The following is a 22,326-nucleotide window of genomic DNA, read 5'->3' as shown; positions in this document are numbered from 1 at the left end:
TTCATGTTGCAAGTAGTGTGCCAACATATAAAGGGTGATTTAAAGTTCCGAAAATGGACACATTCTTTTTTCCATTCCGAATTTATGGAATGGAAAACGTGCGAACGCTTGTCCAATTGGAACGATCCTCATTCATACTAAGAAAAAAGAACAGTCCATCTTTCTGGACTATTTTCCAGAAAAATGGACTGTTATTTAATCCCGTATTTTTGTATTTTTTCATACATACTTGATTTGCTAATCCCTAACACCTTCGCTACTTTTTTTCGATCGTCATCATATTTCTTTAACGTTTCTTTGATAATATTTTTTTCTGCCTCATTAAGCATTTCTTTTAAAGAGAGTTCCTGCTCTGAAAACACATGCTTCTTTTTTATATAATCAGGAATTGCATCAAGAGTAATGACATCCGCTTTAGCTAAATGAATTGCCGCCTCAATTATATTTTCAAGCTCTCTTATATTTCCCTGCCAATGGTAATGTCGGAATGTCTCCATCACCTCTTCATGTATAAGAGAGATTCTTTTCCCGGTTCGTAATGAAACCTTCTTAATAAAATGTCTTACAAGCGTTTCTAAATCCTCGATCCGCTCCCTTAAAGGTGGGATATATAATGGAATAACACTAATTCGATAATAAAGGTCATTCCTAAATTTTTGATTGTCCATAAGTGACTCTAATGGACGATTTGTTGCGGTTATCACTCTTACATTTAACGGAATCGTTTTGGTCGATCCTACAGGCTCTACTTCTTTTTCTTGAAGTACCCGTAGCAGCTTGACTTGCATATGTAAGCTCATGTCACCAATCTCATCAAGAAAAATCGTTCCCCCATTCGCTTGCACAAACTTTCCTTTCTTCCCTCCTTTTTTCGCACCAGTAAATGCACCATCTTCATAACCAAATAATTCTGATTCCAAAAGCTGCTCAGGTATAGCTCCACAATTCACCTTAATAAAAGGTTTTTCACTTCTATTACTAAGTAGATGAATACTATGGGCAAATAGCTCTTTCCCTGTTCCACTTTCTCCTCTAATTAACACTGAACTATCGGTTGAGGCAATTGTTTTTATTTTTTCTTTTAATTCTGCCATGACTTGCGAGCAAGAATAGATATCATTTAATGTATATTTTGCACCCGTTACATCCTGTTGCTCAAGAAATGATGGTAAGGAAGAGAGATGATGCCGAACATGCGAATTCATCTCATGCCACTCTTTCGTATCACGGAACATCACTGTACCAAATGCTCCGACGACTTTATTGTCTGCATAAATAGGGATGCGATTTGCAATCATATAATTTCCTCTAATATATTGTAAATCCGCGATTTCTTCTTCTCCACTTTCAACTACTACGTGCATTCTTGTATTTTCAATTACTTCCGTAACATGCCTACCTACTACTTCATGTTTTTCCACTTCGCAAAACTTACAGTAGTTGTCATTCATATAGATAACTCGACCATTCGCATCAACAATGACAATCCATACGTAAGCGTTCTCAATTACAGTTTCAACAATTTCTTTCGCATATGGAAAACGTTGATTTAACATGTGATCTACTCCTAGTAATCTGTATTTCTTCTATCGTATCACACTGGGAGAACTGGAGAATGTACTTTTTTAAAAAAGAGCACAACCACCTTGAACACACAACCTCTAGGAAAATAAATGAATAAAAATAGCAGTCATTCTTGACCTTCAATTTGTCATTGCCTATCTCTATGGCTAACGCTGGACATAGGCACCAAAATAACGAACATACCTTTATGTCCTCTTATCTTTCAATATAAAAAAAGGGGATCAAGCCCCAATCCCACTTGGTTCTTGATCCCTTTTTTCAGCGACCACAATTTTCTTATCATATATGCTTGTTGTAACAATCCCTATTGCTAAAAGCCCAATAATAATGAGAAACAGAAGATTCATATGATAATAGTCTACAATCATCCCACCTAAAATAGGTCCAATCATTCGTCCACCTGTAGCTGTGCTATTAACAAAGCCTTGATAAAACCCTTGTCTTCCCTCTGGAGCTAAATCATTGGCAATTGTTGGTACAGCAGGCCAAACTAGCATTTCGCCAATAGTTAAAATGACCATTGCAACTAAAAACCCTGAAAATTGCTCTGCATAGGACGCAAAAATAAACGAGATGATAAACACAACAAATCCGATAATCATTTGTTTTTTCAACGATTTCGCAAAACGCTTTACAAATAACGAAATTAAAGGCTGAGCACAGACGATTAAGGCACCATTAATGGTCCATAACAAACTATATTGACTTAATGGAATGTTTAAGTTTTGTGTATGAGACGATATAGTGGACGGCCATTGAACATACCCTACCCAACATAATAAGTACCCTATGCATAAAATCACAAGTCCATTGAATTTCGTACGATTTTTCACTACTGTTTTTTGCTCTAAAATAGAGGTTTGTGTCCCTTTGGACGCATCGATATTTCGATACCCGAAGAATGCAATGAAGAAAAAAACAGCATAAAGCACTGCATTCGCAACAAAAATTAAATTAAATGAGATAGATGCAACCAATCCACCTAAAGAAGCACCTGCTGCCACTCCTACGTTTTGTGCAACATAGATAGCATTAAATGATTTCCTTCCACCCTCAGGCCATACAGTACCTGCAAGAGCATACGTAGCTGGAAAGACAATTCCTGAGCCAAACCCAATAAAGATTAGTAGATACATATAAGTTGGCCACCCGTGAAAAAACATAAGGGCCACAACTGATATTAGTGTAATAATAATACCTAGTAGGATTGATTTGAACCCACCTATTTTATCAAATAATATTCCTCCCACAAGATTCCCAATAACACTTGCACCGGCATTTAGCATTAATACAAACCCCGCCACAGTTAAGGATTTCCCAAGATGCTCATGAATATAGATTGTGTTAAGTGGCCATAAAAACGAGGCTCCAGTTACGTTAATCATCATTCCAATAATTAACAACCAAAGAGAACGCGGCATGTTATTCCCTCCTTTAAAAAATCGTAAAAGACTTATCTCCGTACAATTTTTCATTATCCTTCTGAGAATTTTAGCCGCTTTTTAGTTGATTTGCAATGATGAAACAACCTTTCTTATAATGTTGTAATAATGAGAATTAACTGATTCTTTGGACATGTCCTTTTATGTATTGATTAGCTTATACATGAGGATATCGTCGACATAGTTCCCATTTACGTAGAACTCTTTAACTAATCTTCCTTGTTCTTTAAAACCATTCTTCCTATAGAAATGAATCGCCTTTTGATTTGACTCTAGAACACGTAAAGATAATTTATGAATGGAGTGCTTTTGGGCCATTTCTACGAATGTATGTAAGAGCATTGATCCTACCCCTTTCCCTTGATGATCAGGGTTCACAGCAATATCCATTTCATAAACATGTTTGTTCGTTTCTAGTGGGGTTGGATAGTGATAGCCTAAGTATCCCACTACTATTCCATCATCATGTGCAACAAGCTGACTACCTTCTGGATTTCTAGAACTAAAATGTTCTATAGATTCCCAATTGATGACAGATGGGGTCGTTACTTCATTCCATACCTTGTGATCTAGATGAAGTAGTTGTGGAAAATCCTTCGCCTGAGACAAACGAATTTCAACCATTCTTTTTCCTCCCTTTCCTACATAAAAAATGTTGCGATGAAACGTATTTATTCTACATATAACCTTAGAAAGCTAGAAAATACATACAATATAGGATGTGACTTTAGTTGTTTTGAAAAAAATAATCTTTTTAATAGGTAGGTTCTTTAGTTTTTACTCATAATCAAAAACAAAGTTCCACTTTTATAAGCGAAAATCGTTTTGGTGCTAAAATAGAGAGATATTAAATGGGCTGTAGACCTACCAAGAGAGAGATAAGTAGAGATTGCAATGAAAATGTATAAGAGTAAAGACTATTCAATTAAAGGAATTACTGAAATGACAGGACTAATAAAATAACACTGTATCGGTGCGGAGTGTCGCAAGGGTTTCATTCTTAGGGGTTCAGCCAAAGATGATTGAAGTTGTATTACATAAATGGAGGATTGCGGACATTTCACTAATTTGCAATATAATATATGGATTATAAAAAGCCGAATCTTCTATAGTAAGAATAATTCGGCGAAATATAAATATTTACGAAGGATTTTTTTCACTCCGTTCCATACATACCCAATAATAACCCCATGCTTAAGATATTCAATTAGAGCCGAAAAACTTCTCCCTTTCCCTTGCTATCCAATTATCGGTATCCTTTTTCCCTTCTTTAACTAAGCGATTAACCAGAATGTCATGCCAAATATAATTCTCCAGAAGATAAATATGAACTGGATCATCAGTGTAGAAGGCTGTTTCTCTTTCATCTATAGAAGGTCCATAGATCATCTCCCGACCATCAATGGATAAAATAAACCATTTATTTTCTCCAATACTATCTACATAACTTGTTTTACGATGAATGTCTAATCCTGATAATGGGCTTTCAACTTGAAAGACAATACCTTTGAGATCAATATTCGGAGCTTTATCGATCAAATCTTGCTCAAGTCTCTCATACATATTATCCCACAAAGAAATCACGACTTTTTTTTCAGCCTTTTGCAATAAAGTACGACAAAACGATAGAATATGCCTGTCCCCTTTTAGGGTCATAACACGTATGTCTGATGTGGGTTCTGTTACTTCAAAGTTTTTTAATGTTTCGCTTATAGATTGATACGTATTGTTCCATTTAGACTGAACCGATTCAAGAAATACATCGACAGGTAACGGAGAATATTGAACAGAATCATTTATTTCCTCTTTTATGACAATTCCTTCTTCTTCAAGACCATTCAAAATTTCGTATATGCGAGATCTTGGAATTCCTGATTCTTTGCTCACTTGATACGCGCTTGTCGCTCCTTGGCGGACTAAAGAAACATAAGCCTTTGCCTCATATTGATTTAAACCTAACGATTGAATTTGTTGAATAATATCCTTCATAGTATCCTCCAGTACATTTAGTAAGTGTATATGCTTATCATACCAAATCTCTTTATTCGGAACCGATTCTGTTACAAAATTAAGAATTTGTAAATTGCAAATTCCCTATTTACAGGAAATTATTTTTTAGTTACCATTATAGTAGTGACTAAAAAAATCGATATTAGGAGGAACAAAAGTGATTTCTGCGCCAAAAATGCCTGTACTTAAAAATTCTCATATTTACGTTTTAACTGATCAGGAAAAAGAAGAATTAAATCAACTAATTCAGTCAATTAAGCTTGATTTAAACCAAATTGACCATTACACATTGAATCAGTTGGAAAAAGAATCTTATAAACTTCCTGAAAAGGTGATTGATCATCTTATCAGTTTTAAACGTGAGAAAAACCAGCATGGAACCATCTTATTTAGGAATCTTCCGACTGATAAAGAATTACCGAACACACCTGATGACGGCAGTGCACCTAAAAACAAAATGGAGAATGTAAGTGAACTATTATTGTATTTATTCATGTTGCATTTAGGTGAACCGATAGGATATGCCGATGAAAAAAATGGACAAATTATTCATGATATTTGCCCAATTAAGGGGAAAGAAACCAATATAGAAAACAGTGGGTCCCAAGTGTTTTTTACTTATCATACGGAAGATGCCATTCATCCTCATAAGCCGGATTACTTATCCTTGGTGTGCCTACGATCAGACCATGAACAAAAGGCTAAAACAGAAACGGCTTCTATTGTTCAAGCTCTTGAGTTAATCCCGGGTTACGCAATAGAATTGTTGAGAAAACCTTTGTATCGGTTAAGTCCACCTTCGTCATTTAATTCGCCTGAACTATCTATTCAAACATCCGTATTATCGGGTAATATTATTCAACCTAACTTATGTATCCATGGTTCACTTATGGAAGGCGTAAATGAGGAGGCGCAATGGGCGTTAGAAGAGCTAAAGAAAGCATTGGCGGAAGTTTCTTCTGGTGTGGTTCTAACACCAGGTGACCTTATTATTATTGATAATCATTTAGCCGCACATGCTCGAACCGCTTTCACTCCAAAATACGATGGTAAAGATCGATGGTTACAGAGAATGTTTGTAGTTGTTGACTTTAATAAGTCTGGAGCAAGCCGCTCGATTAGGAGCCATGTTTGTATGCCATTAAAAATAGAATTGGAGTTAAAAAAATAAGAACAAAGCGATCCAACTCCTTGTTAAGAGAGTGGATCGCTTTTGTTCATAATGGAGGTTTTGGAGATGGAAGATATTAATGTCTATACACTACTGTTGTTGCTATGTTTCGGATTTTTAGCTGCTTTTATTGATTCGGTAGTGGGTGGCGGAGGTCTAATTTCTATACCTGCTTTATTGTTTACAGGCCTCTCACCTTCAGCAGCAATTGCAACGAATAAATTAGCCAGTTCAATGGGTTCCTTGACAAGTACTATTGCGTTTATCAGATCAGGAAAAGTTGATTTTAACTTAGTGGCTAAGTTATTTCCAATTGTTTTTGCAGGATCTTTATTAGGAGCCTTGGTTGTAAACTTTGTATCAAATGAATTATTAAAACCATTAGTTTTAGTTCTTCTAATAGTCGTAGCTATTTATACGATTCTAAAGAAAAACTGGGGGCATGAATCGACTTATCGAAAACTCACATGGAAAAAGGCTTTGCTTTTTTCATGTGTCATATTTGCTATCGGTTTTTATGATGGGTTTTTAGGTGCTGGAACAGGCTCATTTATTTTGTTTGCCTTTTTGATTATTGGTTTTGATTTTTTACAATCTGCTGGAAATGCCAAATTTCTAAACTTTGGAAGTAATATTTCAGCACTTATCATGTTTGTCTTTCTCGATATGGTTAACTTCTCATATGGTATACCGATGGGAATTGCTATGATAGCAGGATCCATAGTTGGTTCTAACTTTGCCATTAAAAAAGGAGTAACCTATGTAAGAATATTATTCATCTTAGTTACTGTCTTCTTGATTGGAAAAAACATTGTTGATTATATCAGAATTGAGTAGCGTTTTCAAAAGTAGGAGCGGAGAATAAAAAAAGGACTAAGAAGGTTTTAATAGTATTGTCAGTCGTATTATTATACGCTAAATATAATTCATAATGAGTTGGGTTTCTTATTGATATTCCTAATTTTGTTTTCTACGTACTTGAGCGTCTTAAAAAATTAAGCATCTATTCGAGCAATAATTAGTAATTATAGTGTCAATAATGTGTTTGTGCATGTTTGTGTTAAATAGTTGGTTTCCCCCTATAGATTTCGAGTGAAATGACGTCAAAAAGGGGCGAGCTCCTGCGGGAGGATTGGGACATGAGACCCCACAGGCGGTTACACCGAAGAGGCTCCGCCCGCCCCACGAAAAAGCGAGCAACTGGAGCTGCATTCAACCAGACCTGACAATCTATGAAATTGATTCGATTGAGTGAAAGGTACGAGATTCGAGCAGGACCTGTGGGGCAGGTTAAGTTCCACAGGCTTACAAAAAGAGGAGGCTCATCTCCCCCTTGCAATGTACCTCACATAAATTATTAATAGTACGATTAGATCTGGTCTTTACTTTATTATAATTCTCTTCTTAAAGCAGATAAAACATTTACATTGGTTGCTTTCATAGCAGGTCGTAATCCAGAGATAATAGCAACTCCAATACTAATTATTGCAGCTATGACGACAAGACTTAATGGAATGTAGGAAAAGACAAAATCTACGTCAGCTGTATCACCACCTGATGCGGATTCTAAAATAATCGGAATAGCAAAGTTCGCTGCATAGCTAATACCGTATGAGATAACAACTCCAATAAATGCTCCAATCACTCCAATATACGCGCTTTCCATTAAGAAAATCCGACGAATAACACCTGGTTGGGCACCAATTGCCTTCATAATCCCTATCTCTTGCGTTCGCTCTGTTACTGCCATTGTCATCGTATTAAAGATTCCAATAGAAGCAATAATGACTGCTACAGTACCGACGAAAATTAAACCTGCTTTAAAAATGTTGAAAAATAAGTTCACTCCTTCCAATTCTTCCGTAATGGAATAAACCATATATCCCTTTTCTTTTAAATCATTTGACACCTGTTCGACATTTTCTAGATGAGAAGCGTAAACAAGAACTTCACTATAAGGAAGCTTTTCCGCATTTTTCTCATCTCTAGTAAAAGATAACATTTCATCTCTTAGCTGATCATCAATGAAAATTCCCTGATCTTGAACCCAGTCTCTTGCAGGCTCTTTTCCTATTCCTGCAATCGTGAAGGTGTAGCTTTTTTCCACTTCTTTCCCTTCAACGTCTTTTACTAGCTTAATTGTGATGTCTTTTCCTATCAATACGCCTTGATATCCTTGTGGCTCCTCAATAACCGGTCCTTCGGAAGACTCTAGATTTTGTTCAAATTCTTCCCGCTCTTTTTCTGTTAAAAGCGCCTTTGCAAAATGATAGCCAACCACAACTTCCTTTTCATTTTTAGGAACATGTCCTTCATCTAATGATAGATTCGCTTTCAGTTCTTCTTCCATATTTGTAATGTAGATAGGCCAAATATCCGCAGTCCGATCTTCAATGGACACTAATACAGGCAAATCAATCGAATTTCGTGTGACTACTGCGGTTACATTTTCTGTATCTTTTAATTCTTCTACATTCTGATTCGTAAGAAATTCATGATTTCCATCCACTTCTTTCCCATGAATCTGAACTTCTGTAATCATTTGCTGTGATTTCATTTCATCTGTGATGCTTTTTTGTATCCCAAATCCTACCGAGGCTAAAACAATCAAAAACGCACACGCCATGGTTGTCGCTAGTATCGTCATAAAGACTCTTAATCGATTTTTCTTCATATTTCGAAACATAAATTGTAGTTGGTCTTTAAACTTCAACAGGATTACCTCCCTTTGTAATAACTCCATCCTCTAAATGAAATTGATTCGTACTAATCTTCGCTACTTCTTCATCATGAGTAATCATAAAAAAGGTAATTCCTTGTTCTTTGTTGAGCTGTTGAATTAACCCTAAGATTTCTTGTTCAGTCTCGCTATCTAAACTTCCTGTTGGTTCATCAGCTAAGATAATTGAGGGTTTGGTAATTAGTGCTCTTGCAATACTAACTCTTTGCTGCTGCCCTCCTGAGAGTTCATTAGGATAATGTTCTGAATGGTCTTTTAAACCAACACTTTCAAGTAAGGTCATAACTTCTTGTCTTCTTTTTACTGAATCCATTCCCTTTAACGTAAGCGGCAGTTCGACATTTTCAAACGTCGTTAAGCTTGGAATAAGCTGAAAGCTCTGAAAAATAAATCCAAAATGATCTAAGCGAAACTGAGCCCATTGCTTTTCGTTAAAGCCTGTTACATTCGTTCCATTAATCATTACATCACCATTTGTCGGTGAAATGTACCCTGATATAAGATGCAGTAATGTAGACTTCCCTGAACCACTTCGTCCCACAATAGAAGCAATTTCACCCTTTCTGATGGTTAGTGATATGTTTTTTAGCACTGGTATTTCCTTTTCACTTCCCCTTTTTCCAACCTTAAAAGAATGACTTAAATGATGAACAGAAATCATCTTCTTCTCCCCCTTATATATGCTTACTTGTACATAAACTGAATGACTAATACCGTGTGTATTAACTGTATTGTGATAACTAGTACAGTTAATACAATACATCCACTTTTTCAGCTTGTCAATTAAATGATCAAGAACAAAGAAAAAGCGTGAACTCATTAATGAATTCACGCTTTTTTCTCGTATAGTCACTATATTTATTCAACTCTTTGCTTTGACTTAATTGGTTGACCTTTTTTCGCATTTTCAGCCTTCGTTTCAATCACAGGATCAAAATCTTTTCCCAGCTCTAAATCCTGATTATTCATACCATTTTTTGTTTTTTGCTCTGGATTATTTTGCTTAGAACGTTTTTTCATCGTTCAGCATCTCCTTTTAAAATCATTTCGTTTTGTAGTTGCTGAAGCTGTAATCTCATACGATATAGTTGATCTTGTTGCTGATCATTGGCACTTAACGAAAGATGATTAATATCATTTACTGCTTCTTCAAGCTTCTGTAAAGCATCTGTATATTCAGTCGCATTATAATGCTCTTGCTGTGCCCCTGTTTGATATTGTTCACGTGCATATTCTAACGCTTCATTGCAGCGCTCTAAGTATTCGTTAACGGATTGTCTTGTTGCCATCTTACATCTCCTCCAAACGTTATGAAGTCAAATGCTTCATCACTTATTAGTATGAACGGAAAGTGAAAAAACTTGAGATAAAAAAAATGGTAAGTCAATTAGGAATCTGTATTTATGGACAACATCATGTTAAAATGTTGAGATGGAATTTCACGTGAGACAGGAGGCAATACTTTTGACCCAAACTACCTTTCAATATGCTCAAGATAATAAAAGGTATCATACATGGAATTATCACTTACGCCACCATTTTGGACATAAGGTGTTCAAAGTTGCCTTAGATGGTGGGTTCGATTGCCCAAATCGTGACGGTACAGTAGCACATGGAGGCTGTACATTTTGCAGTGCTGCAGGCTCTGGTGATTTTGCTGGGAACCGAGCGGATGATTTAGTAACACAATTTCATACCATTAAAGATAAAATGCATAGTAAATGGAAAAATGGCAAATATATGGCCTACTTTCAAGCATATACAAATACACACGCTCCTGTAGAAGTACTAAGAGAAAAATTTGAGTCTGTTCTTACCCAAGAGGATGTTGTAGGTCTCTCTATTGCCACTAGACCTGATTGTCTACCAGATGACGTAGTCGAATACTTAGCCGAATTAAATCAACGAACATACCTTTGGGTAGAATTAGGTCTTCAAACTGTACATGAACGGACAGCTCTTCTAATTAATCGTGCACATGATTTTTCTTGTTATGTGGAAGGAGTACAAAAGCTTCGCAAACATGGCATTAGAGTCTGCTCCCATATTATTAACGGCTTACCACTTGAGGATACGACCATGATGATGGAAACTGCTAAGGCTGTTGCCAACTTAGATGTCCAAGGGATTAAGATTCATCTTTTACACTTATTAAAAGGAACCCCTATGGTGAAGCAATATGAAAAAGGAAAGCTGGAATTTTTATCTCAAGAAGACTATGTAAATCTCGTGTGTGATCAGCTCGAAATGATTCCACCTGAAATGATTGTTCATCGTATAACAGGAGACGGACCAATTGATTTAATGATCGGACCAATGTGGAGTGTGAATAAGTGGGATGTCCTAAATTCAATTGATGCAGAATTAAAAAGACGAGATAGTTTTCAAGGGAAATTTTATACAAAAGAAGATGGAGCCTTTACTTTATGAAACTACAGCGAATATTGCCCTTTGCAAAAACACTATTACAATCAACCATAACAAAAGGGGATATCGTGGTGGATGCTACTATAGGAAATGGACACGATACCCTTTTCTTGGCAAATCTTGTTGGCGAAACCGGTCATGTGTATGGATTTGATATCCAAGACCAAGCTATCGTAAAGACAAGAGAAAAACTTCGTGAAGAAAATGTTGATGGGTATGTAACTCTCATAAACCAGGGACATCAGCATGTTCATTCGGCTATACCCGAGGAGTATCATGGATCTATTGGAGGTGCTATCTTCAATTTAGGCTATTTACCTGGTGGTGACCCTTCCATTGTAACGTTACCAGAAACAACAAAAGCCGCAATTGAAGGTTTATTATCCCTTTTAAAACCAGAAGGAATAATAGTTGTTGTTATTTATCACGGTCATCAAGAAGGAAAGCTTGAACGAGATGAAATTATGGAGTTCGTAAAAGCAATAGATCCAAGAAAAGCTCATGTCCTCCATTATCAATTTATCAATAAACAAAATAATCCCCCGTATATTATCGCAATTGAAAAATGCTAAAGAGAATCGTACTATATCTTCTCTTTAGCATATATTTATGAGCTTTTTTTCATTGAAAGTTTTTGAAAAGCCCGATAGGCTCTTCCATTAAAGTAGAAGAAGTACGTAGTCATACCGCCCAATCTGATTAATCGCTTAGCCAGCTTATTCCGATCGCGATGTGTCGCAACCTTTTCATCTGATAAATAAACTCCAAGTAACCCTCGATTAATTAGTTTATGGAAGTTCTCATGTGGAATTCCTTTTAATTGATCATCCGCTTTTTGAACGAAGTATTCAAGTCGTTCCATCATCTCATTTTCTGAAGAATAGTAGCTACAGAAATTCAGGTCGCCACCCACTTCATCTTCATCTTGATCAATTAAATAGTCCAGTAAGATATGTAAGCCCTGAATGTAAGGAAAATAACTATCTCGAATTTGTTGAGCCAAAGTTTCTTCAAAGCGATCTTGAAAGGCATAGGCTACTAAACAAAAGATCCCTAATGTAGACCCAGTACACGCTGAAAATTCATACCATTCCATTTCTGGAACATTGGCTTTATGTCTCTCAAACCAATCTTGTAACCTTGGGACTCTCTCTTCTTTTACTACATGCTTATGTACTTGAAGATCACAATAATAAGTTGATAACTCTAATAAATGTTTTGAGATGGTTGGATAGTGAGCTAAATCAGCTAGTACATTTTGACATGTTTGGACAAGACTATGTAAATACCCACCATCATCTTTATCTGTTCTAAACTGATAGTAATCTTTGCAGGAAGCACCGCAAGTTAATGCATCTAGCATGGATTGGTGAAGCATACGAAAATCTACTGGATCCAATGAGGTACTTCGATCACACAAATTGTCTAAATAGTCACTAATTGTTTGGTAAGCAATAATAAACTCAATACATTGCTGCTTGTGTGGACCAGAAATGAGCGCTATTATGGCTCCACCCTCGCAATGAAAATCTTTTTCCTTTAGACTATTCAGTGCTTGTTCTCTCAACTCTTTGTTCGGTATTGCCTCTGCCTTCTCTCTCCATTGGTCCAAATAGAAATGTACGATAGGAAAAATCTCTCGATATACTTTAGTCATTAATCGTAATGGATGCTGTGGAACAGTCAATGGTGGTGTCACCTCATATTCATTTTTATTTATTAGTTTAAAGATACTTTCAACAAGGACAAATGTCGTTATGTTCTCTTTTTTACAAAAAGAGAAGGAAATCGTTACGACAAACACTTGTAACCATTTCTCATCGTTTAGCCTGTTTATTTTACAGCCTGAGTAAGTTTCGTACTTTACATAAAGACCATCTAAACAAATCGTTTAGACAAATAGATGTTCTTCCGCGCTATTTATCCGTACTATGTGCGTCAAAAAATCGTTTAGCAGCCTGAAAAACTTGATCGCGCTCAGGCTCACTAAATATTTCATGATAAAGCCCTTTCCACTCTTTGTAATATTTTTCAGTACTATCTATTTTATTAAACCATTGTTTCACAAGAGTCTTATCAACAATCTTATCTTCTCCACCTTGCATAAGTAGGATTGGCACGTCTGGAAAATCTCCCGCCTGTTTCTGGGCTTCTTCCATAGCTTTTATTAATTCACGATACCATCTTACAGATACCTTTGTCACATATAATGAATCATTTTCATCAATATCCTGTACAGCCTTGTTCCTTGTTGCAATGGTTACATTCAAATTAGATTCAACTTTAAAGGAGGGGGCAAATATATTTAAACCTCTTGATGCTATTTCAAGTACCTTATTTGGCTTATATAAGATCCCAAGACATGGCGAAGATAAGATGGCAGCCTTTATCTCTTGATGCTCCTCCTGTAATGCCCTAATGACAACTAGACCACCCATACTGTGACCTAATAAAAATAATGGTACGCCAAACTTTTTGGCCTCTTGTATCCACAAATTCACTTCCTTAATGTATTCATCAAAGGATAGAATATGTCCTCTTCTCCTAGTTGTTGTTCCTTGTCCAGGTAGATCTCCCATGACTACATGATAGCCAACAAGTCTCCACATTTCTACAAGCCACTTATACCTCCCATGATGTTCAGCAGCACCATGGACAATGACAATGACACCTTTTACTTCCTCAATTTCAGATTCCCACTTCCACATGACGTAGCCTCCCTTTTAAAAACAAATCATATAGCCTACTATTTATTTATTTTGTAATCCTTGCTCTAATCTAATAAAATAATGATAAAAAGTATATTCTTTCCATAAGAAAGGAATGACAAACATGATTTACCCTTACAAGGATAAAAAACCTACTATCTCAGATTCTGCCTTTATTGCTGATTACGTTACAATTACTGGTGATGTGACCATTGGGGATGAGTCAAGTATTTGGTTCCAAACTGTTATAAGAGGTGATGTCTCACCAACAGTCATTGGAAAGCGTGTCAATATTCAAGACCTATGCTGCCTTCATCAAAGTCCTGAGAGACCTCTCATTCTTGAAGACGACGTAACAATTGGTCACAGCGTCATCTTACATAGTTCTATTATCCGTAAACATGCTTTAGTTGGTATGGGATCCATTATATTAGATGGTGCTGAAATAGGTGAAGGTGCCTTTATTGGAGCAGGTAGTCTTGTGCCACCGGGTAAGAAAATACCTCCACATACACTAGCATTAGGTAGACCAGCTAAAGTTGTTCGTCCATTAACCGAGGCTGATTTAAAGGATATGGAGCGCATTCGCAAACAATATGTAGAAAAAGGACAATACTATAAATCCATCAAAACAAATATGGAGTAATGGTCAGGGAGACTGGGACAGAAGTGCCTGGCACCTTATCGTAACGACTATATGTACGCACTGATTTATCTATAGTGCACACAATAGATTGCATCGGAGGGTGCCTGGCTCTTTGTTTTGTCCCAGCCTCCCTTTTTTCGACTCTTACATTTTTCTCTTCTTTTAGCAAGTTCTTCACATCTTCTTAGCCAAAACAGGTAACGATAAAAATGCTTAATCTTTAACGTTCACTTTATCCTATCTGTTTATCCCATTCCATCAGTCGCAAATTTCTAGTTATATTTTATGTTATATTGAAAATCCTCTTAAGAATCGTTTTTTTAGTTTGTACACAAGCTTTATATGGCAATCGTTAAAATTGTGAAAAATATATGAAGTAAATTTTTACAATTTCTTATTATTAACTAAATATTTATCAACTAAAATAGGATAAAAGGGGTTAAAAAAGGAGCGTTCAACAGATGAAAACAAAGTTGATTACAAACATGTATGATTTCGAATGTAAGCTATTTAAAAGCGTGAACCGTCATTATGACCAGAAGTTTTTAAATTTTTATTTTCGAAATATTACACACCTAGGTGGAGCAACCGCTACAATAGCAGCCTGCTTCCTTTTAATGATTTTTTCTAAAGGGAGTTACCAAGCAACAAGTATCGTAAGTGCAGTATCTCTTCTACTTAGCCACCTTCCTGTAGCAGTAGTAAAAAAGCTATATCCTCGTAAAAGGCCGTATATAGCTCTTGATGAAACAAAGGTGCCTGCTAACCCATTAGAAGACCATTCATTTCCATCTGGTCATACGACTGCCATTTTTTCAGTCATTATTCCCTTTATCTTATTTATGCCGCAATTATCTGTTGTCCTACTACCTATAGCGATTAGTATCGGCTTATCTAGAATGTATTTGGGTTTACATTATCCTTCAGATGTTCTAGTAGGCTCTCTACTCGGTAGCTCTACGGCATTATTAACCTATCTATTTTTACACGAATTTCTACTTATTAATTGGTTTTAATTTTGAATTTTGTCATCTGTTTTGATCTTTTCAACATATAGTAAGTACTAGAGAAGTACGACAAGACTTTAAACACTACCTTTCACTTACAAGTAACTGGAGGGATTCGATGAAAATTGCCATTTTCACAGATACTTTTGCTCCCGACGTAAATGGAGTTGCAAGAACATTAAAGCGCCTAACAGATTATCTTGAAAAAAACGGATATGAATTTAGAGTTTTTGCACCTGAAAGTACAAAAGAAAGTATGTTTACAAGTCATATCCACCGATTTACTAGTTTACCTTTTTTTCTATACCCTGAATGCAGACTTGCACTCCCAAATATGATGCATGTAAAGGCTGAGCTTCAGCGCTTTAAACCTGATTTAATTCATGTTGCGACACCTTTTAACATCGGATTATGTGGTCTTCATTATGGCAAGAAGTTAAATATCCCAATTGTTGGTTCCTACCATACCGATTTTGATCAATATTTAGAGTATTATGATCTTCAATTCTTATCTAAAGTTCTTTGGAAGTACATGCATTGGTTTCATAAACCACTTAGGAAGATTTTTGTCCCGTCTCATACAACACTCGATCAATTAAAACGAAAAGGCTTTTCTAATCTACGTATTTGGGGTAGAGGTGTTGATTGTACTCTTTTTCAGCCTTCTTACTCAAAAGAAGAAATAATGAACAAATATTCGATTAAAGAAAAGTATGTCTTATCCTATGTAGGTAGATTAGCACCTGAAAAGGATATCGAAACATTAATGAACGTGACAAGCGAGCTTCCAGACCCAATACGTCAGCAAGTACACTGGTTGATTGTTGGCGATGGTCCTTCTAAAGAAGATATGGTGAAAAGGGCTCGTGGAAATATAACGTTTGCAGGTTATTTAAATGGTTCTGAGCTTGCAAAAGTGTATGCAGCCTCCGATCTTTTTGTCTTCCCTTCACCAACAGAAACATTCGGTAACGTCGTCTTAGAAGCACTTGCTTCAGGTACGCCTGTTGTCGGCGCTAATTCTGGAGGAGTAAAAAACATTATTAAACATGATGTAAACGGGATCCTTTGTGAACCTAAAAATGTTGAAAACTTTACACATGCCATTACGAAGCTACTAACGAATGAAACCATACGAAATGAAATGCAAGTCGAAGCTAGACAATATGCATTAACCCAAACATGGGATTGCATATTTGAAGGGCTTTTACATGATTACGAAGATACACTAATGGAAACAAAACACATTCGGTATGCGTAAATATGATAAAAGAGGCTGGGACAAAACAAAGAGCCAGGCACTTCTGTCCCAGCCTCTATTACTTTACAACTCAAACTCCCATTCATCCCTTAAATATAAATACACGAGTAGAAGTAAATCCTCTATTTCACGAATTGTTTTCCCCTCTTTACTCTGTCCAATCTTAGGAAGGAGAATCTCACCAATTTTGATAGTCAGCTCATTTCTTTCATTCTCTGTAAGCTGATGCAATCTTTGTGTATACGTTTTTGCTAGCTTCCAATCCTTTTCACTAAAAGCCTTTAGTGTCCATTCATCAATATCGATATCGGCTTTCTTTAAACCTCGTTTTTCAATCTCTTTTTGGATGATCGTTTTTTTCTTACTCTTTTTCCTTTTCCTTTCATGAATGACGATGGTACCAGCAACTAGATCTCCAACACGCTTATTTTTCTGATGAAAGAAAATCATGAGCATCCCTACTAAATAGTTTGCTGGAAGTGAATCAATAATCCGTAAAAAATTACGAATAAAGCTTGAAAGAAGCGTAATACTATGTCCATTCTCTTGTATCACACGAATACCAATCATCTTTTTTCCTATTGTTCTTCCGCCATTAAAAAATTCTAAGGCAAAGAAATAACCCCAATTTAAGATAAATAATCCGATTATTGTTATCGCTATTTGATAGGACATAAAGTCATACATAAAATAGAATTCTAGAGGCATATCGATAAGGAGAATGAATAGCCCAGCTATGATGGCAATGTTAAGAATGGTTAAGATAATATGATCAATAAGTAAGGCAGCCGTTCGACTTCCTAAACCTGCTGGCTGAAATGTTAATGAAACATATTCAGGCGTTTTAATATCAACTTGGTGTTGACTCATTTTTCCCCCTACTTCCTTGGTTATTTTTTCAAGATCATCATTTCTATTTTTTGGGATATTGACTATAATAAAACGAGAGAACTAGATTTGACGTTTACTATACATAAAAGAGAAGGTGACTATATGAATAGCAGACAATTTATTCGCCAACACCGTGAGGACTGGAATGAACTAGAGAAATCTATTTCACACTTACAGAAAAGGCGTAAAAAATTAGCAGCAAGGGAAATTAATCAGTTCAATCGACTTTATCAGAAAACATCTCAGCATTTATCCTATTGTCAAACGTATTTTCCTCAGGACGAGGTCACCCCTTATTTAAATGGCTTAGTCTCAAAGGCTCATAATCTACTTTATAAAGACCAAACTTCTAGTTTTAAACAAATACGTGAATTTTTCAGTACTACATTTATCGGATTATTTTTAGAGCAATGGAAATTTATTTTCATTGCCATGATATTATTCACTGTTGGATTTATCGGAAGCTATTTTTCCGTGTTAAATGATCCTTTAAATCTTTACACAATTTTACCTTCTGAAATTGCTCAAGGAGTCGATCCAAAAAACATAGGGCAGCAGGATGGTAATGTAGATTCTCCATTAATGTCCGCTTCTATTATGACAAATAATATCAAGGTGGCTATCTTAGCCTTTGCTGGCGGTATTACATTTGGATTACTCACTGTGTACGTATTGATCTATAATGGAATCATTATAGGAGCCCTAGCAGCATTATTTTGGCAGCAAGGAAAAGCGTACGATTTTTGGGCGTACATTGTCCCTCATGGAATGATTGAATTAACTGCCATTTTTATTGCTGGTGGAGCAGGTTTATTAATGGGATATAAGCTCTTCGTCCCTGGACACTATTCACGACTTTACCAATTAAAGCATCAAGCGAAACGATCTGTTCAGCTTCTATTAGGTACAATACCGTTATTTATCATCGCAGGAATCATCGAAGGCTATATCACACCTGCTCCTATTTCCTTAGAAGCAAAATATATAGTGGCTTTGCTTACCGTTTTTGGTTTGCTCTTTTACATTTTACTAGGAAGGCTTTTTTCACAAAAGAAAGCAATAAAAGGTTTATAATACACCCTGGTTCAGCATGGTAATATAATATGAAACGGCTGTGCCTGCTAGTGATTCTTCCTTCGCCTCCACCATGTGGAGGCCTTGTTTTTCCCATCTGATTTTTTCTGTTCTTTTCATAAGAATCTGCTGCTGGGCGATGCTTTTCATCATCGCCTTCTTTATACTTATCGACTCATTACGGCTTTCCTTTTGTAACGATTCATCTTCAATGCCGAGCATAAGAAACAAGTGACGTTTACGCAATCGTTTTAAGTATACAAGAGCGCTTTCTTCATGTAGAAACGTATATATGTCGCTAAATAGTATGAGAAAGCTTCTTTTCTTCTGAACAGTTTGAAGATAAGCCAAAACAGCTGCATAATTTGACTCAGAAGCATCTACCTCTACTTGGTAGATAGCTTGGAGAATTGTTTGTATATGTGCCATCCCTTTTGCTGGTGGAACATATACCTTCACTTCCTTTGAAAAAGCTAAAACCGATACATAGTCACCTTTTTGTAAAGCCGCTGCGGCAACTGTCAGAGCAGCTTCCAGTGTTTTTTCTAAACGGTTACTATTCGAGAGCTCTGCCCCCATCATTCTCCCGCAATCAAGTAAAATGGTAATATACTTCCCATGTTCAGGCTCAAATTCATTTGTCATAACCTCTTGTAATTTGGCTGTTTGCCGCCAGTTAATTTTTCTAGGATCATCTCCAACGACAAAGCTGCGAATCTTTGTAAACTCACCACTACCTGTTTTATGCTTTCGAACCTTCAATCCATCATGTAAAAGGAATTGTTGAGCACTCTCTAAATATCCCTTCATTGATGTTAGGTCTGGAATGACTTTCACTTCTTGCCTATCCTCTATTTTCATTTGTTTTTCCCATAATCCTATGTAACTTTTATATCGCACATAAAGATGGTTCACTTCATATTTCCCTCTTATCTTGGCGGTCACGTCATAGTGGACCACTGTAGAGGCTTGCTCTCCTACATTACCACTAATAATAGGTAGCTTATCAAAGGATTGGGGGGTGCCGTCAACTACATGATAAAGCATTCTCTTAGTCGAGTTATTGTTACTATGTATAGCAGCATGATAAGAGATTCCTCTTTCCATTTCTACTGGTATAGTACGTTTGAATTGGACTTGCTTCTTACTTGGTGAAAGAAACAAATCGCCTAAACTAAGAAGAAAAAGCAACCCATTTAGAATAAAAAACGTAGGCCATGATAAATTGAACCTTGTTAAAAGAATTAACACGACAGAGAAAATAAGAAAAAGCAATAGTAATCGTTTTGATGGCAGTACACCTCTATCTCGGAACAGGAGTCGCCCCCACAAGGTCTTCAATAACTTGATCAACAGATGTTCCCTCCAATTCTATATGAGGAGATAATTGAATACGATGTCTTAGACTTGGTTTGGCTACCATTTTAATATCATCAGGGGTTACATAATCTCTACCGGAAAGATAAGCCCATGCTTTTGCAGCTTTCCCCATTGATATAGCTGCCCTTGTACTTGCTCCAAACTGAATAGTATCCGTTTCTCGCGTTCTTCTCACGAGCTTCATCATGTAATCTAGTACACTCTCACTTAATGTAATCTCTTCAATCTCATCTCTTATAGAAGAAAATTCAAGAAGAGAAAGCACTTGTTCCAACGGTTTTTTCATTTCATTTTCCATTACCTGCTTTAACACTTGTTTTTCCTCCTCAAATTGAGGAAAGTCAATGATAAGCTTAAATAAGAATCGATCCTGTTGTGCTTCTGGTAATGGATAGGTTCCTTCAAATTCTATAGGATTTTGAGTAGCTACAACAAAAAAGACATCTGACAATGGGTACGTTTCACCATGAATTGTCACTTGCTTTTCCTCCATAGCCTCAAGCAATGCTGCCTGTGTTTTCGCAGGTGTACGATTAATTTCATCAGCTAATAAAATAGTTGAAAAGATAGGTCCCTTCAATGTTTGAAACGTACTATCCTTCATATTATAAATTGTACTTCCTGTAATATCACTAGGAAGGAGGTCTGGTGTAAATTGAATACGAGAAAAATCTCCACCTATTAAGTTAGCTAATGTTTTGACCATTTGCGTTTTACCAGTCCCTGGAACACCTTCTAGTAAAACATGTCCTCCAGACAAAATGGAAGCTAGTAATAATTTAAGATTTAGAGATTGTCCCACTATTCGTTCTTCGTACTTTTCTATTAAGGATGCTAATTGTTCGTTCATCCTTTCTCCACCTCTTTCCTTAATCGATCAATTATTTTAGACCATTCTAGGTATTCACGTTTTGATAGAGTTTCCCTCTCTAACGCAGCACTCAATTTCATTACGAAGGAGTGTGTATCGATCTTTTGACTTTTCATTCTTCTTCTTAAGTCTTCTTCAATATCTGTCCAAGGTGTACTATACCTAATTCCCCATTTATCTTGGAGTAAATACTTTAAGTAATCTGCTTGGATCACTAGTGAGCTATGATAATTTTTGCTTCGAATATACCAGGCTGATAGAGCTGCTATCCTTTCATCACTAAAACGGACCATCTCTTCACGAGGAACTAAAATCGGACCAAATCGTTTACCTTTACTCCATAAAAACAACACCATCACAATCGCGCTTTGTAACAATATGAGGAGAAACCACAACGGATAAACCTGAGTTGTCGCCGCACTATTTTTCTCTCCATGTAAGTATTCGTCGAAATAATAGACGTCACCTTCCGCCATATTAAACAAGCTTGTGATAAGCGAGAGATTACCTTCTTTTAAAATATTCCCATTTACAAGCCATTCTGGAGCATTTGATACCATTAACGTTCCTTCTCCATACTGCCTTTTATACGCTATAACACCTTCCTGATCACTAAATAATAACGGTTGATCGGTATCCTTTATAAGAAACGTAATTGGAGATTGAAGCTCAGTACGAAAAAAGTTTCCGTGGTGATCCTTCACTTTTTCATCCGGTAACAATGAAGCGTCATATTGAACTTCTATGTCAAAGAAGCCTTTTGGATTCTCACTAAACAAAAGTATTGTATTTCCCGCCTCCATATAGTCTATATAGGCTTCCATTTCTTCAGTAGTAGGTGTGAAAAATGGTTCGATCATGACAAGAACTTCGTTATTATCGTTAGCAGACAATAAATTTGGTGGACGGTTCCAATCTTTCACTATCTCTGCCTCTTGCTGCATATACGTAAAAAACGCCTTCGTTCCTGTAGGTGTCGGGGAATCTGTCACATAGCTTGGAAATGTCTTTGGATCTCCTGTAGCAATAAAATAACTACTTAAGAGGACGATCAAAAACAGGACTGGTATGATAACCCATTTATTCATAGATAATGTTGCTTTTCCCAAAACAG

The 22,326-nt window shown here is 36.4% G+C and carries 22 protein-coding genes; 8 read left to right on the top strand and 14 right to left on the bottom strand.

Annotated elements, in window-relative coordinates:
* Window positions 1-191 precede the first annotated feature (191 nt).
* The 4 genes from A9C19_RS04405 to A9C19_RS04390 all read right to left on the bottom strand — a co-directional run bounded on the left by A9C19_RS04405 (window position 192) and on the right by A9C19_RS04390 (window position 5,015).
* Entirely contained in the window at window positions 192-1,556 is a 1,365-nt protein-coding gene (locus tag A9C19_RS04405; RefSeq protein WP_072578809.1) for a sigma-54 interaction domain-containing protein, read from the bottom strand.
* Between the two features lie 249 nt (window positions 1,557-1,805).
* The gene (locus A9C19_RS04400) at window positions 1,806-3,005 is read right to left on the bottom strand and encodes an MDR family MFS transporter (protein ID WP_072578808.1); all 1,200 of its coding nucleotides are present in this window, start codon (window positions 3,003-3,005) and stop codon (window positions 1,806-1,808) included.
* Window positions 3,006-3,167: 162 nt separating this feature from the next.
* Window positions 3,168-3,650 carry a GNAT family N-acetyltransferase gene (locus A9C19_RS04395; RefSeq protein WP_072578807.1) on the bottom strand — a complete coding sequence of 161 codons (483 nt, stop codon included), beginning with the start codon at window positions 3,648-3,650 and terminating at the stop codon, window positions 3,168-3,170.
* 579 nt (window positions 3,651-4,229) lie between these two features.
* Window positions 4,230-5,015, bottom strand: coding sequence for a TrmB family transcriptional regulator (locus A9C19_RS04390; protein WP_072578806.1), 786 nt, complete (start codon window positions 5,013-5,015; stop codon window positions 4,230-4,232).
* A 178-nt stretch (window positions 5,016-5,193) separates the two neighbouring features.
* On the opposite strand from A9C19_RS04390, the gene A9C19_RS04385 reads away from it, so the two are divergent.
* Both A9C19_RS04385 and A9C19_RS04380 read left to right on the top strand, forming a co-directional pair.
* Window positions 5,194-6,207, top strand: coding sequence for a TauD/TfdA family dioxygenase (locus tag A9C19_RS04385; RefSeq protein WP_233499241.1), 1,014 nt, complete (start codon window positions 5,194-5,196; stop codon window positions 6,205-6,207).
* A gap of 66 nt (window positions 6,208-6,273) precedes the next feature.
* The gene (locus tag A9C19_RS04380; protein WP_072578805.1) at window positions 6,274-7,044 is read left to right on the top strand and encodes a sulfite exporter TauE/SafE family protein; all 771 of its coding nucleotides are present in this window, start codon (window positions 6,274-6,276) and stop codon (window positions 7,042-7,044) included.
* 553 nt (window positions 7,045-7,597) lie between these two features.
* Here the strand turns inward: A9C19_RS04380 and A9C19_RS04375 are convergent.
* From A9C19_RS04375 to A9C19_RS04360, 4 genes are all read right to left on the bottom strand, one after another.
* On the bottom strand, window positions 7,598-8,920 hold the full coding sequence (locus A9C19_RS04375; protein WP_072578804.1) for an ABC transporter permease: 1,323 nt from the start codon (window positions 8,918-8,920) through the stop codon (window positions 7,598-7,600).
* Window positions 8,910-9,608, bottom strand: coding sequence for an ABC transporter ATP-binding protein (locus A9C19_RS04370; protein ID WP_072578803.1), 699 nt, complete (start codon window positions 9,606-9,608; stop codon window positions 8,910-8,912). Before A9C19_RS04370 ends, A9C19_RS04375 begins: the two co-directional genes overlap by 11 nt.
* Before the next feature lie 197 nt (window positions 9,609-9,805).
* Window positions 9,806-9,967 (bottom strand): glycogen biosynthesis protein GlgD, encoded by a 162-nt coding sequence (locus A9C19_RS04365; RefSeq protein WP_072578802.1) that lies wholly within the window; start codon window positions 9,965-9,967, stop codon window positions 9,806-9,808.
* The gene (locus tag A9C19_RS04360; RefSeq protein ID WP_072578801.1) at window positions 9,964-10,236 is read right to left on the bottom strand and encodes a YtzC family protein; all 273 of its coding nucleotides are present in this window, start codon (window positions 10,234-10,236) and stop codon (window positions 9,964-9,966) included. Before A9C19_RS04360 ends, A9C19_RS04365 begins: the two co-directional genes overlap by 4 nt.
* Before the next feature lie 175 nt (window positions 10,237-10,411).
* Between A9C19_RS04360 and mnmL the strand changes: the two genes are divergently transcribed.
* Window positions 10,412-11,377, top strand: coding sequence for a tRNA modification radical SAM protein MnmL/YtqA (mnmL, locus tag A9C19_RS04355; protein WP_233499240.1), 966 nt, complete (start codon window positions 10,412-10,414; stop codon window positions 11,375-11,377).
* Window positions 11,374-11,946 (top strand): tRNA 5-(aminomethyl)-2-thiouridylate-methyltransferase MnmM, encoded by a 573-nt coding sequence (gene mnmM / locus A9C19_RS04350; RefSeq protein ID WP_072578799.1) that lies wholly within the window; start codon window positions 11,374-11,376, stop codon window positions 11,944-11,946. The genes mnmL and mnmM overlap by 4 nt, the downstream gene beginning before the upstream one ends.
* Before the next feature lie 35 nt (window positions 11,947-11,981).
* Here mnmM and A9C19_RS04345 read toward each other — a convergent pair whose 3' ends face one another.
* Both A9C19_RS04345 and A9C19_RS04340 read right to left on the bottom strand, forming a co-directional pair.
* Window positions 11,982-13,061 (bottom strand): tetraprenyl-beta-curcumene synthase family protein, encoded by a 1,080-nt coding sequence (locus A9C19_RS04345; protein WP_072581740.1) that lies wholly within the window; start codon window positions 13,059-13,061, stop codon window positions 11,982-11,984.
* Between the two features lie 229 nt (window positions 13,062-13,290).
* Window positions 13,291-14,082 (bottom strand): alpha/beta hydrolase, encoded by a 792-nt coding sequence (locus A9C19_RS04340; RefSeq protein ID WP_072578798.1) that lies wholly within the window; start codon window positions 14,080-14,082, stop codon window positions 13,291-13,293.
* A gap of 124 nt (window positions 14,083-14,206) precedes the next feature.
* Between A9C19_RS04340 and A9C19_RS04335 the strand changes: the two genes are divergently transcribed.
* From A9C19_RS04335 to A9C19_RS04325, 3 genes are all read left to right on the top strand, one after another.
* Entirely contained in the window at window positions 14,207-14,728 is a 522-nt protein-coding gene (locus A9C19_RS04335) for a gamma carbonic anhydrase (protein WP_072578797.1), read from the top strand.
* Between the two features lie 461 nt (window positions 14,729-15,189).
* Window positions 15,190-15,744, top strand: a complete 555-nt coding sequence (locus A9C19_RS04330; RefSeq protein ID WP_072578796.1) for a phosphatase PAP2 family protein — start codon at window positions 15,190-15,192, stop codon at window positions 15,742-15,744.
* A gap of 109 nt (window positions 15,745-15,853) precedes the next feature.
* The gene (locus tag A9C19_RS04325) at window positions 15,854-16,996 is read left to right on the top strand and encodes a glycosyltransferase family 4 protein (protein WP_072578795.1); all 1,143 of its coding nucleotides are present in this window, start codon (window positions 15,854-15,856) and stop codon (window positions 16,994-16,996) included.
* 63 nt (window positions 16,997-17,059) lie between these two features.
* Here A9C19_RS04325 and A9C19_RS04320 read toward each other — a convergent pair whose 3' ends face one another.
* A complete protein-coding gene (locus tag A9C19_RS04320; protein WP_072578794.1) occupies window positions 17,060-17,866 on the bottom strand; it encodes an RDD family protein in 807 nt (268 codons plus the stop codon).
* 123 nt (window positions 17,867-17,989) lie between these two features.
* Here A9C19_RS04320 and A9C19_RS04315 point away from each other — a divergent pair, with 123 nt between their 5' ends.
* Complete coding sequence (locus A9C19_RS04315) at window positions 17,990-18,961, top strand: stage II sporulation protein M (RefSeq protein ID WP_072578793.1); 972 nt, start codon at window positions 17,990-17,992, stop codon at window positions 18,959-18,961.
* Here A9C19_RS04315 and A9C19_RS04310 read toward each other — a convergent pair.
* The 3 genes from A9C19_RS04310 to A9C19_RS04300 are packed head-to-tail and all read right to left on the bottom strand — an operon-like array spanning window position 18,956 to window position 22,321.
* Window positions 18,956-20,314 (bottom strand): DUF58 domain-containing protein, encoded by a 1,359-nt coding sequence (locus A9C19_RS04310; RefSeq protein WP_233499239.1) that lies wholly within the window; start codon window positions 20,312-20,314, stop codon window positions 18,956-18,958. The two genes, A9C19_RS04315 and A9C19_RS04310, sit on opposite strands and share 6 nt — an antisense overlap.
* Window positions 20,265-21,191, bottom strand: coding sequence for an AAA family ATPase (locus A9C19_RS04305; protein ID WP_072578792.1), 927 nt, complete (start codon window positions 21,189-21,191; stop codon window positions 20,265-20,267). The genes A9C19_RS04310 and A9C19_RS04305 overlap by 50 nt, the downstream gene beginning before the upstream one ends.
* Window positions 21,188-22,321, bottom strand: coding sequence for a DUF4350 domain-containing protein (locus tag A9C19_RS04300; RefSeq protein ID WP_083584277.1), 1,134 nt, complete (start codon window positions 22,319-22,321; stop codon window positions 21,188-21,190). Before A9C19_RS04300 ends, A9C19_RS04305 begins: the two co-directional genes overlap by 4 nt.
* Window positions 22,322-22,326: the final 5 nt, after the last annotated feature.

Origin of the sequence: Bacillus weihaiensis, assembly GCF_001889165.1 — a bacterium.
Classification (GTDB): domain Bacteria; phylum Bacillota; class Bacilli; order Bacillales; family Bacillaceae; genus Metabacillus; species Metabacillus weihaiensis.
Note: the sequence above shows the minus strand (reverse complement) of the source record. Positions and strands in the feature narration are given on the sequence as shown.